The 12,126-nt window shown below is 41.5% G+C and carries 14 protein-coding genes; 4 read left to right on the top strand and 10 right to left on the bottom strand.

Translation table 11 applies throughout. The annotated features are described in order from the left end of the window. Window positions 1-41: 41 nt before the first annotated feature. Both SOO65_RS12730 and SOO65_RS12725 read right to left on the bottom strand, forming a co-directional pair. On the bottom strand, window positions 42-1,778 hold the full coding sequence (locus SOO65_RS12730; protein ID WP_321390460.1) for a DNA repair helicase RadD: 1,737 nt from the start codon (window positions 1,776-1,778) through the stop codon (window positions 42-44). A gap of 56 nt (window positions 1,779-1,834) precedes the next feature. Next, window positions 1,835-2,659 carry a hypothetical protein gene (locus SOO65_RS12725; protein ID WP_321390459.1) on the bottom strand — a complete coding sequence of 275 codons (825 nt, stop codon included), beginning with the start codon at window positions 2,657-2,659 and terminating at the stop codon, window positions 1,835-1,837. A gap of 231 nt (window positions 2,660-2,890) precedes the next feature. Here SOO65_RS12725 and SOO65_RS12720 point away from each other — a divergent pair, with 231 nt between their 5' ends. The 3 genes from SOO65_RS12720 to SOO65_RS12710 all read left to right on the top strand — a co-directional run bounded on the left by SOO65_RS12720 (window position 2,891) and on the right by SOO65_RS12710 (window position 5,373). Further along, window positions 2,891-3,505 (top strand): hypothetical protein, encoded by a 615-nt coding sequence (locus SOO65_RS12720; RefSeq protein WP_321390458.1) that lies wholly within the window; start codon window positions 2,891-2,893, stop codon window positions 3,503-3,505. Between the two features lie 72 nt (window positions 3,506-3,577). Further along, a complete protein-coding gene (locus SOO65_RS12715) occupies window positions 3,578-4,810 on the top strand; it encodes a cytochrome P450 (RefSeq protein ID WP_321390454.1) in 1,233 nt (410 codons plus the stop codon). Then, window positions 4,807-5,373, top strand: coding sequence for a GNAT family N-acetyltransferase (locus SOO65_RS12710; RefSeq protein ID WP_321390450.1), 567 nt, complete (start codon window positions 4,807-4,809; stop codon window positions 5,371-5,373). Before SOO65_RS12715 ends, SOO65_RS12710 begins: the two co-directional genes overlap by 4 nt. Here SOO65_RS12710 and SOO65_RS12705 read toward each other — a convergent pair. The 7 genes from SOO65_RS12705 to SOO65_RS12675 form a co-directional block, all read right to left on the bottom strand. Then, a complete protein-coding gene (locus tag SOO65_RS12705; protein ID WP_321390448.1) occupies window positions 5,370-6,428 on the bottom strand; it encodes a vWA domain-containing protein in 1,059 nt (352 codons plus the stop codon). The genes SOO65_RS12710 and SOO65_RS12705 overlap by 4 nt on opposite strands. 126 nt (window positions 6,429-6,554) lie before the next feature. Then, on the bottom strand, window positions 6,555-7,322 hold the full coding sequence (locus tag SOO65_RS12700; RefSeq protein WP_321390443.1) for a YoaK family protein: 768 nt from the start codon (window positions 7,320-7,322) through the stop codon (window positions 6,555-6,557). Next, window positions 7,303-7,788 (bottom strand): hypothetical protein, encoded by a 486-nt coding sequence (locus SOO65_RS12695; RefSeq protein ID WP_321390442.1) that lies wholly within the window; start codon window positions 7,786-7,788, stop codon window positions 7,303-7,305. The genes SOO65_RS12700 and SOO65_RS12695 overlap by 20 nt, the downstream gene beginning before the upstream one ends. Before the next feature lie 54 nt (window positions 7,789-7,842). Further along, on the bottom strand, window positions 7,843-8,163 hold the full coding sequence (locus SOO65_RS12690; RefSeq protein WP_321390440.1) for a hypothetical protein: 321 nt from the start codon (window positions 8,161-8,163) through the stop codon (window positions 7,843-7,845). A gap of 50 nt (window positions 8,164-8,213) precedes the next feature. Then, the gene (locus tag SOO65_RS12685; protein ID WP_321390437.1) at window positions 8,214-8,336 is read right to left on the bottom strand and encodes a hypothetical protein; all 123 of its coding nucleotides are present in this window, start codon (window positions 8,334-8,336) and stop codon (window positions 8,214-8,216) included. After that, window positions 8,326-8,928: a carbonic anhydrase gene (locus tag SOO65_RS12680; protein WP_321390435.1), complete on the bottom strand. Its 603-nt coding sequence runs from the start codon at window positions 8,926-8,928 to the stop codon at window positions 8,326-8,328. Before SOO65_RS12680 ends, SOO65_RS12685 begins: the two co-directional genes overlap by 11 nt. A gap of 49 nt (window positions 8,929-8,977) precedes the next feature. After that, window positions 8,978-9,307, bottom strand: coding sequence for a hypothetical protein (locus tag SOO65_RS12675; RefSeq protein ID WP_321390433.1), 330 nt, complete (start codon window positions 9,305-9,307; stop codon window positions 8,978-8,980). A gap of 178 nt (window positions 9,308-9,485) precedes the next feature. Here SOO65_RS12675 and SOO65_RS12670 point away from each other — a divergent pair, with 178 nt between their 5' ends. Next, window positions 9,486-11,012 (top strand): CotH kinase family protein, encoded by a 1,527-nt coding sequence (locus SOO65_RS12670; RefSeq protein WP_321390431.1) that lies wholly within the window; start codon window positions 9,486-9,488, stop codon window positions 11,010-11,012. Window positions 11,013-11,059: 47 nt separating this feature from the next. On the opposite strand, the gene SOO65_RS12665 is transcribed toward SOO65_RS12670, so the two are convergent. Then, entirely contained in the window at window positions 11,060-12,103 is a 1,044-nt protein-coding gene (locus tag SOO65_RS12665; protein ID WP_321390428.1) for a DUF475 domain-containing protein, read from the bottom strand. Window positions 12,104-12,126 lie beyond the last annotated feature (23 nt).

Below are 12,126 nucleotides of genomic sequence, written 5' to 3'. Positions count from 1 at the left end.
TATTATAGGAGCACTATGAAATGTGCAAATAATTGTATCAATTAAAGTTCCTCAGCAAACACCTTTTCCGTAATCTTCCAAAACTTGTCTTGCTTACGAGCAATAACAAACGAAGGTAGGCGGAGAAGTTTCTGATACTTGATGACATCCTGTGGAGTCGTCATGGCCGTTGAAAGTTCTGGTCGTCTTAAATGCGAACGTAAAAAGTTAATTTGAAATTTTTTAAATGAAGATTGGTTACTGAAAAAGTGGGCCTCACTCAGATATTTGGCGTCAGCATCGTAATATCGAACTTCCAGATATGGATTTGAGTTCTTATCCAAGCGTTCTTCAAAGGTAATTTTATCCGGTGTCAGTACATGAGCATTCTTTGAGAGCTTCGCCTGTTTAAGCTTTGAATCTGCATCTATCAAAGTCGCATCACATTTTTCACAGGCCCGGGCCGTAACATCATTCTCAGTCCCACAAGCATGGCAAAGTTTATAACGAAAGCGGTAACCACAAGGGGTGACCTTTAATGTCGCCACGTCATGTTCGGCCCCACGGCATTTGCGTCCATAGTGTTCGATAATGTCGCCATCGTAGTCTGTAAGACCCCAGAAAGTGTTTTCAAAGCCACACTTAGGACAAGGTACAAATACAGGCACTGATTCTTTTGCGGGCCTTTTATCGCTGATCTCCGGCGTATAGATGTCGTGTCCCATACCTGTATAATCCAGAATGAAACAATCTGTTTTACCTGGTTCAAGGCGAAGACCACGCCCCACAATTTGCTGATAAAGGCTATTTGATTCCGTTGGACGAAGGATCGCGATTACATCTACGTGAGGAGCATCAAAACCAGTTGTTAACACTGAAACGTTAACAAGGTATTTAAACTTTTTGTCTTTGAATTCCTGAACAATCTCATCTCGTTCAGATATTTCAGTATCTCCCACCACCAGGCGTGCTTCGCCCTCTGGAAGATATGAAAGAATTTCTTCGGCGTGCTTCACACTGGCGCTAAATATCATCACACCCTGGCGATTGAAGCGCTCAGTGATGTCGATGATGTTCTTTACAATCAGGGGAGTGAGACGCTTTTGATTTTTTAAAAGTTCTTCCACCTCAGACTGCGTGTACATACGGTTTTTATCTGAGAGTTCTGAGAAATCATAACAAGTCACTGGAATATCCACTTTCACTGGCGGAGTCAGAAACTTGTTTTTAATCATGTAGCTTAGAGGTAACTCATACAGACATTGCTTAAAGAAGCGTTGCTGTTCGGTCTTTAATTCTCCGGTATGCGAGTATTCATAGATCCAGCCCAGGCCCAATCGATAGGGAGTCGCTGTCAACCCAAGGATGCAGATGTTTGGATTATTTTTACGAAGCTGTTCAATAACTTCCTGATACTGAGTGTCTCCATCTTCGGCCACACGATGGCATTCATCAATGACGAGAAGTGAGAAACCTTGGAAGAATTCTTCGGGTGCTCGGGCAACAGATTGAACACTTCCGAAGATGGCTTTCTGATCCCAATCTTTTTTTCCCAAACTTGCAGAGAAAATTCCGGCTTCTAAACCATAGCTCGTGTATTTGAGGTAGTTTTGTTCAACCAGCTCTTTTACGTGAGCTAGAACCATCACTCGGCCCCGAGCGATTCTGGCCATCTCAGCAATGACAAGACTTTTTCCCGCTCCTGTAGGAAGCACAATCAGCGCCGGATCGCGCTTTTTCTGGAAGTATTTAATCGTATTATCAACAGCTTCCTGCTGATAGGGTCTGAGTTTGTACATTCAAAGAAATTTTAGTCGATGCAGAGGCATCTGTATATGCCTCTGCATGTGACAATTTATTCATTTACAACTTCATCGTTCGCATCCAGGTCTTTATCCCCGTCATCTTTTCCGAATCGGGCCTCTTGACTTATTCCCATACGAAAACATGTATATAAATCTGAAGCACTTGGATGAATTTCTGGACATGGATTTACCGCCGGAAATCTTGATGAAGATGAAATTGTGGTATTTGAATTAATCCCTGAAAGATCAATTTTTTTGAAAAGATCTGCCATCCTAATCACCGTTAAAAGATCTTTATCTCTTTCCGGGACGACGGCATTGGAACCACTTATTGAGAAGTCAGTGGTTTCGTCGGCCTCAAAAATAAGATTCTGTGAGTTTACCATGGCATTGAAGTAAATACTTTTGCCGCTTAATCCAGCGGGTGCATCCGCGGGTATTGAATTTCCCTTATGTAGAAGCATTTTCACCCGACGTAGACCCTCCTGGGGTAAAATGATTTCTCCGAAAGAAACTGGCTGGTCACTCAGAAGATTAATATAAAATGGGCCATTATAGTGAGCAACACTATTGCCATTTGAATCGTCTGATACTGAAGTTTTAAATTGAATGTGTTTTAAAGCAATCCAGGCCTCATTAAGATCGACCTGAGTTCCGTTCGAATCAACTAGTAATGGCGGAGTCAGAGCAATTGCTGATGGCATGATAAAAGAAAAGGCCTTTTGAAATTGGCCCTGAGCTACCGCATTTTGGCCAGAACCTGTTACTGCGAAGTTTGTTGAGACTGAATTTGAGTTGGATGAATCTTGATTACAGCCGGTAGCAAGAACACTGATCATGATTGAGCCAAGTGTGGCCTTGAGATAAGCTTTCATACTTAATCCTTTAAGTGTTTTAAGCTTTTGAGAAAACGTGCAACATACAGCTTAATGTATTAACTCGTTATTAGAATTTTACCAAGCCTGATTTCCAATGCACGGTTTTTTACGAGATCGACCCTTTTTCAAGCGATTGTATCTTATTTAAATTTCTTTTGTTTTGCTTAGAATCAGGACTTAATCCCTCTTTAGCTTTTACTTCGGAATAAAATTTTGGATAATTATTAGGTGAATGAATCACTAATAACCGCCACGGAAATTCCAAATGGCTTTACCTGGACTCTTGCTTCAAGACTAGGTGATATGCTGACCTACGCTGAGGAGATGTTTGGCCCTCGGAATAAGGATTTTACGATCCTTGGAATTGAGTACTGTGAATCTGGTCCCCGAATCTGGTATCCGAAATCTAAAAAGAACATCGTCATTCAGCTTTCCGATTCGGCAAAAACCTCTGAAGTCCTGGCCCTCTATCAGCTTGCCCATGAGTCCATTCATCTTCTTTCACCTTCCGGTTCGATGACGGCCAATGTTCTTGAAGAGGGACTCGCAGTGTACTTTTCATGGTGGTATGTGGAGAAGGCACTTGGCCTGGAAGGTAAGAGTATCACTAACTCTGAATCTTATAAGCTTGCCGGTCTACTTGTTGAGAGGCTTTTAAGGCTTAATCCTGATTTTTTCCTCGAAGCACGAGGAATCTGTCCTAGGCCCTGGGAAATCACTGAAAATCAGATTCTGAAGCTTTGTCCGGAGATTGATTCTCGCGATGTGGCGATTCTCACAATGCCTTTTGAAAAGTTCCAAAAGTTATCGATAAAATCAAATAGTATAGATGTTCACCTATAGTTCCTATATATTTCATAGAATATATCTATTTAAGTGAATTCGATATGAATGGGTCATCCAAAAGGGAGACCTATGAAGATCACTAAAACGGGCCAATCATTTTTAGACTTTAAAAAACAAGCGTCTACTGCAGAATTTCCAGATGCATTCAGTAACTACATCCGTAGCTATGGTGAAGTCTACTTTTGGGAAAAGGGCAACTTCCATGTGATTACAAAGGCCCATCATGCAAAAGAAATCCTAACCAGCGAGGACTATAGTGCAGACCGTGGCCCATTTTTTATCTCTCGAATGCCCAATCTTGATTTACGTCTAATAGGGGATTTTTTCGGTGTCGTTAAGAAAATGATGGTGATGAGTGATGATAGTACCCACTCCAACATGAGAAAACTCGCCGCCGGCGGTTTCGAAGACCATATTCTTGAGAAGTTCACTGCTAAATTGCAGACAACTGTAAAGGGTCTCGTTAACGATATAAAAGGTAAGTCACATTTTGATTTCGTAGAAACGGTTGCTAAAAAACTACCATCAGTTGTTCTTGCTGACTTATTTAGTATTCCGGATGAAGATCGAGCTCAGTTCCTTCAATGGTCCAATACGATGACTGGATTTTTTGGCGGGGCCTCTCAATATAGAAATGAAGACGGCATTGAAGTAAACTCGGCCGCTCTTTCACTTAAAACATATTTTACAAAACTTATTGAAGAAAGACGGCAGAATCCTGGAGAAGATTACGTTTCAATTACTCTTCGGGCCCAGCCGATGCTAAAGCTAACAAATGACGAAGTAATATCTCAGTTAATCATGATGCTGGTTGCAGGCATGGCCACTACTACCGATCAAATTAGTAACATCATGTTCCTTTTGGCAACAAACCCAAAGGTTCAACAAGAGGTAAGAGATAATGTCGCATTGGTTCCACAAATGCTTGAAGAATGTAAGAGAATTGATCCCGCGGTTACCTTCATTTTCAGAGTGGCACGCAAAGCTACGCAAGTGGGAAGTCAGTCCATTCTTCCTGGGGACGTTATGTTTATCTCCACTCATGCCATTAATCGTGATCTTCCTCTTGATCAGTTCCCAGAAGAATTAAATATTCATCGCAAAGTGCCTAACTTCGCTTACGGACATGGACCTCACTACTGTATTGGAGCAAAGCTTGCTCGTATGGAAATGAAGACACTGTTTGAAGAATTATTTAAAGTGATCCCGGCCTTTGAGATCGATTCGGATATTGAATCGGTTAGGGATCATTACTCATTGTCATTTTCAGGTTTCAAAAATCTACAGTTGAGATTGGTATGATTGAGCAATACTGGAATGAGGTATTTGGAGATTTTAAAAATCCCAGTGGTAAGTTTGAAATCCCAGGATTCCCGGAACCAATGCTTTCAACCCATTTTGGTATACGAAATATCATAGGTCCGACAGATAAACCTACTAAACAAAGTTTTAAAATTTGCATGTTTGGGCCTCTTCACCAGCAAGAAGAGGCGACCTTTGAAGAATTAGGAAAAGCAATTTCAAAAGGAATCTATTGGAGACATCAGGTCCGTCACAATTCAGAGGTCTTACCCTTTATTAAACGGTTTTTACCTTTTGTGTTAACTCTTGAAACTCCACATTATCATTTCTTTGTTAGAGATGATGAAAACATTTTGGCGACTGCGATTGTGGGAGTTTCGGAGAGTGGGATGTTCTTATTTAATCTTTCGGTAGACCCAGATTATAGAAAAATGGGACTGGCCAGAGAGATAATTAAAAAGGCCAGGGGGGCCTTCCCAGAAAAACCTTTGTTTTACTGGACCGTGCACCCCTGGCTTCGCTTTGATTCTAAAGTTTTAGACTACCATCTACTCAGTGATTAAAAATTCCACTGGTTATCATTTTCAATGCTACAGCCACCTTTGAAGTTTGTTGCATCGATTTGTGATAAAGTCGTCTCCAGGTTGTACGATTTAGATGAAATGTTTAAGTTTACCAGACCACCTCGACGAGCTGAACAGATACGAAGGCTGTAGTACACCGGTAGAGCATTGTTCAGGTCTTCGAAAACTTCAACCAACTTACCTGACAATTTACTCAGATTTTTGAATTTATAAATCTTGTCTGGCTGAATTTTTGTGAAGTAATTCACGTCACTTTCTCTTGAGTTCATGGCAACTGCGAACACGCGACCTTGTTTTTCACGGAAAGCTCTTACTGAGTTCGCCACCGTTTCAATAGAGACACCGTCATCAAAGTTCTTACCATCTGAGATGATTACTGACGTGTAAGACGGGTTTGCAAACTTTTTATCGAATTCCATTTTCGCGCCTTCAAGTGCGGCAATGTTATCAAATACGGCAGAGTTAAGTCTTGTTGAGTTATCACTGTTACAAAGGGTTGTTCCGTTCTTAGCACCATCCAAAGTAAAGTCATTACAAGTATAACTTTTAAGGATGTCTTTCATGGTCGCCAGATCGAAGTAGTAGTTTTGATATCCCTTAGGATTATAAAGCATATTGTCTCCCGCGAAGAAGCTTACGCGAACGAAAGTCGCGCCGGGAGCGATGCTCATTTTGTTGATAAAGTCTAAGGCACTGTTCACCAGCGTATAATACTGATCTCTAACCGAGTCAGAGTAATCTAGTGACATGTGAATGATGTTCGTAGAGCAGCTTGAACAAGTTACGAAGGCCGCTTTCGAACCTTCGGCAGTAGAGATAGGAGTATTGTTTTCTTTTATAAGAATCTTATCAATTTTAAGCGGTGAAATCCCTGAAAGATTTGGTCTCGTCTTTGAGGTTGGGTTATCAACTCTAAAATTCACTTTAATGTTTGCTGGATTAGAGGCCTTGATCTCTAAAACTTTGAAATCATCTACGGCAAATGATTGTGAGCTTAAAAGAGCCATTCCTAATAAAGCTGATGTCTTTAACATAAGTGTTCCCTTGAAATATTTTGGTTAAAAATACCTTATTTCGGGAACCAGATGGTACAGGCCTGTAATCTCTACAGCGCTGTCAAAACTTTAGACAGTAAGAAAAGGCCCTTTCGGGCCTTTATCCTAGGCCACTTTGGTTTTTTCATCACCCACAGTATGCTCGCGTTTGGCCTCATTATAATTAACGAAAGACACTGCCAGTAATCCAACCGATAAAATGAAAGGGAAAATAAACCCGTAAAAGTCGTATTTCGGAAAGATAAAGGCAGCTACCAGAGACCCAACTGTAAAACTTACGAACGTTGCGATTCTTACCGTATTGACTCTTCTTTGTTCTGGAAATCTGCTTCTAATTCCTCCACGGAAAATCTTCGGTAAGTGTAGACCAATATCTGTCGCCAGACCCGTTAAGTGAGTCGTTCTAATCTTTCCATAGGTCGCCCAAGTCGTTAGACCATTCTTCATCCCGCACACTAGACACAGGAGCCCGATCAGTATGATGTCATGTAAATCATCTGTTGGAGTACTAAAGTCTCCGAACCAGCCACTTGTGCCGAGAAAGAAGATCACACCTAGGAGCATTGTTATAAGAAACTGAACGGCCGGATAGGGCGGAATCTTCCTGTCGTCATAGTTTCTGTCTAAGATCAGGGCCGGAATCATCGAACCAAAAATAAACGCCAGCGGGATAATCAAAAGCTCTGCCCCAAAGTAGTAATCTTCGTGTGCCATTGAAACACCCATTTGCGTTCCGAATCCCGTTACGTGAGAAACAAATTTCCCCGTGGCCAGAAATCCGGCCGCATTTAAGTAACCGGCCTTGAAAGACAGGATCATCCAAAGAAAAACAAATTTCTTCTTATATAGATCATTAAGAAAGAGATGTATCATGTGGTCCTCCCACGAGCTCGGTGAGTTTCACCCCGCTCATTGGTGCTTTGTACTCGGCCAAGATGAACTTTGGCATTTCGCCTTTTGGACGATTGCGAAACTTCTGATCACGATAGTTCTTAATGAAACGCTGAATCTTTCTCTTATGTGCCAGACCCTGTCTTTCCAGAATAATCACGTAAGGAGTTTCAGATTTCTCGACATGTTCATCCATCTCATTAAAGAAATCATCATTGATGGCAGCATCTTTCAGATACCAGACATCATTGGTTCCCCAATTAAATACAATTGGTGGTGAATTGAGTGGGGGATCGAAAGAAACAACGACACAGTGTTTTTTATCGTTCTTTTTCTTTTCTCCACCTCTCAGTGTATCAACCAGACCAATGGCCGATTCAGAGTTAAACAAATTAATAAAATCCTTGTTCCTTGAAGCAAGGAACTCGACAAATGAAGAGTGTGACATAAGTCCTCCAACTTAAAATTTGAGCTCAAAAAAATGTACGATTAAGTATGAGGACTATAGAGAGGGAGGCACGTGGAAGATTTGATAGTAAGAGGCGATGAAAGAGGGAAGTCTTTCTAAGAAAGAAATAGGATTTGTTTTCACGTTAAATTGGAAACGTGTTGGAATAAAGTATGGCTCGGCCGAGTCTGCTTTTTTGCAGTGGCCTTTATTGTCCGGTTTATCGTCATCTGATGTATCGCTATCTAAATCGAAAAAAGTTTCGATTGAGGCGAATTCACCGAATCCGACTACATCCGGTGCGCATACTCCCTTCGGCAAAGCGATGCCGAAGGATATGACAAATATAAATAGATAACTAAGAAGTTTTCTCACTGTTCATTCCTATTCCTTAGGATTAAGGGTCACAGAGTGACCCTTCAGGATTAGCGAAAGGCCCGAGCTTCGTCTCTAGAATCGAAAGTTGCTTCGTTGGGCTCATGGGAAGCACAACCAACCATCAAGACTAGAAGAGCAAAGCATAACAGGCCAGATAGCTTAGCACTCATGATGATCTCCGATGAATTCAACTTCACCTGTTGAGATGTCATAAACGCCACCCACGATTCTGATTTCCTGATCATTGGCCAATTGATTTAGAATGTCTGACTTCTGGTGAAGAGTGCGCATTCCGGCCTTGACGTTATTTACAGTTACTTCTTCAACTGTCGCGCCCTTATAGGCGTGAAATTGAATACGGTCTGTAATTGTCGGTAAGTGACCAAGTTTAACGTTATCGAGGGCCCCTTTAACGGCACCACATCCGTGGTGGCCAAGAACCATAATGAGTTTAGAACCCACTACTTTGCAGGCATATTCGGCACTTCCGATAATCTCCGGAGTAACTACGTTACCCGCGATTCGGATACTGAAGATATCACCGAGACCTTGGTCAAAAATCAGCTCAGGAGACGTTCTCGAATCCATACAACTAATAATGACAGCGTAAGGTTGTTGGCCTTCTTTGGTTTCTTGAACCTGTTGAAGAAGGTTACGGTTGATTCTCATATTATTCATGAAGCGCTCATTGCCCTTCATCAGATTATCCAGGGCCTCATCGGCCGGACTTTTAATATCATTAAGATTAATGGCTTCCAACATAGGAACTCCTTCAAATTCAAAGCAAATGTAAAACGAACGAATTGATTAACTAAGAAAGAGAATGAGTAAGGGGAGGTACGTAGATGGAGTTAATGTAGGAATGGAAAAATGTTGGGTAATCATCCAGGAAGAGATGAGTACCTACTTCTTGGGGAAAGATAAATTTCTGGCTGCTGAGAAAATACTCTGTTTCATGAAACTCAATTTCATTTGAGTCATCTTCGGCCTCAGGGTCGGCCATGTCATCAGCAAGATCTAAAACGAGCTCAATTCCAGCAGACTGCTGTTTCTCGACCTTAGGAAGGTCGATTGATGTCTTGAGGAATGTGATACTCAAAACGATCATTACGAATGTGATTAGCTGTGCCAAAACTTTCATTACAGTAGTTGTATTAAATTTTTTTAATGCTGTCAAATCTCTTGTTAAAACAATGAGTTGGGTGCGTCATTTAATCGGACATTAAATCCCTTTAATTACGGTGAAATCACCTATGGTCAAGCACTTATGAATTATTGCGTTTAAGACGAAAAGATAGGGGACAAAACCAGGGAAACGCATGATTTTCAAGCATCTAATAGTTCTCTCTTTGGCCCTCTCTTTTCTCGTTTCTGCCCAAGAAGAAGAGGAAAAGAAAAAACGATTTCCGAAAGAAACTCGTGAACGTGCTCAAGAGCTTGTAAAAAAATACGCCAGGCCTGGTGAGAATGTTGTCGTCATTGTGGTTCCACAAGAAGACATGGGAAAACTTTTTCTTGAAGATGCAACGAAACGCGAGAAAGTTGAATCCAAGGTTTTAATTGTTGATGATAAATCTGTCTTCAAAGGAAAAATCAGTCCTGGTGGCCAATCCACTCTGAAGGCCGAAACTCCAAATCTCCGTGTAAAAAAATTAGAGAATGTGAAAGGCGAGTTGAATTCAATTGTCGGTGTTGAGAACATATCTGGCACCACACGAATCAATCCGCTTACAATGGACGAAGGTTACGTCGCAACTAACTTCTATCAACGTGCCTTGAATAACTTCGGTCTTGTTCCAGAGGATTTCAAATTAAGTGCTCAATTTGCAAAGGTGGTTTACGTTCCAATTGACGAAAGCGGTGTTCTGCTTGAAAACAAGAAAGTCAGCGCTGGTCTTCATTTGGTTAATAACCATCCCGTAAAATTTTTGTCTGAGGCCCAATCTGATCGCTACAGTGTTGAAGCGGTTGGACGTTCTCGTTATAACGTAGAAAACGTTACTGAGAAATTGGGGCTCAAGAAGGTTGATCCTGAAACTGAAACTTTCTCTTCACTGAACTCAGAGAAGAAGACCTCTCCTCACCGTGTGGAGTTAAGCTGGTCTGCTGATGATGCCAAGAAAGTTGAGCTGCAAAAACTCCTGACAGATGTGTACGCCGCTCCTCTGAACTTATCAGGGGAAGAGCTGTTCACAGAGCTTTCAAAAAAGATGGATGTGGATCAGATGTTTCGCTTTATGTCTTTGAACCATATCATGCGAAATGGTGATATTTCAGATGAGTATTTCTGGTTTACTCAAAAAGATAAAAAAACTGGTAAAACCGTTTTGAGAATTATGCCTCAGGATGGTGATGATCTATTGAAAGGAACACATATGTTCCCCTTTAATCCTCAGCAGATTGGATTAATTGGACGAGACAAGATGAAAATCTCAAAGGACTTTATCATTAACCTGGAAGATCCTCTGTTTCGTGCGATCAAAAATGATCCTTATCTTTATAACAAGTATCTAACTTCCTATAAGAAAGTTGCCCAAGAATTTTCTTCTTCTGATTTTCTGGATAAAGAGATGAAAGCACTTGGAAACGAATTGAAAAGCTATAGCACCGATGCGGATGTTCTTTTGAGAGGCGCCTCTGATGAAGTTGGCAAAGTTTATGATCAGGACTCTTTTGCTAAAAGAATTGAAACGATTAAAGTGGCGCTGAAAGAAAATGCAGATGATGCCTTGAAGAGAGTAGACGCAGAAATTGCCAAATCGAAAACTTCGGCCAATGCTCAAAAAATCCGTGCTAAGCGATTGAGTTGTTTTAAGGCCAGTATTAGCAAATTAATTGGTAAGTGATGATAATTGGTGACCCAGATTCAGACTGGGTCACCAAATGAGGAAGCTTAAGAGTGAGCGTGTTTCTTGTTCCAACGAATCGAAGAAAGAAGAGACAATGCGATAAATGCAGCACCAAGTAGACCAGTAATGACTTCTGGAATGTGCTGAATTGTACCTGCAAACATGATCACAGCAAGAATACCAATCGCGTAGAAAGCACCGTGCTCCAGGTAGCGATACTCGCTAAGAGTTCCCTTATCTACCAGCATAATTGTGATACTACGAACGAACATGGCGCCAACACCAAGGCCGATCATGATAATGAATAGGTTGTTTGTGATCGCGAATGCACCAACTACACCGTCAAATGAGAATGAAGCATCTAGTACTTCAAGGTAAAGGAACATACCGATACTTGCTTTATTCAGATCAAGTTGTTCAGTTTCATCAGGAGACTGAAGGAAAGCACCAATTCCATCAACTGCGATATAGGTTACAATCCCCCAAACGCCGCTGATTAAGAAAGTCATCTTATCGTGTTCAACCTGGAAACCAGAGAAAACATAAAGAGTGATTAGGGTCACACCGATTTCAACTGCTTCCATACGGCCAAGTTTAGCAATTGGAGCTTCGATAATGCTGATCCAGTGAACGTCTTTACCTTCTTCGAAGAAGTACTTAAGAGCAACCATCATAAGGAACGCGCCACCGTAGGCCGCGATACTTACGTGAGCTGAAAGCATGATTTGTGCGTACTCATCTGGCTTCGTTGCGGCCATGACTAGGGCATCGATTGGATTTAAGTGAGCAACCACACCTACCAGAAGTAGAGGGAAGACAAGTCTCATCCCGAATACTGCGATAAGAACACCCCACGTAAGGAAGCGTCTCTGCCATAGCGGAGTCATCTTCTTAAGAACGATCGCGTTTACAACAGCGTTGTCGAAAGAAAGAGAGATTTCAAGAACACTGAGAACTGTTGCTAGAAATAGGGCCGATAGACCGCCGGCAACGGTGCCCGAATAATACTGACCGATAAAGAAAGCGCACACGCCTCCCAAAACGGACAATAGGATTGAGCCCTTGTAATACTTCATCATGGTTTGCATAGTTGTCCCTGTTTAAAAATGAC

The organism is Peredibacter starrii (assembly GCF_034259205.1).
Classification (GTDB): Bacteria; Bdellovibrionota; Bacteriovoracia; order Bacteriovoracales; family Bacteriovoracaceae; genus Peredibacter; species Peredibacter starrii.
The sequence above is the reverse complement of the archived record's forward strand: the minus strand, read 5'-3'. Positions and strand labels throughout refer to the sequence as shown.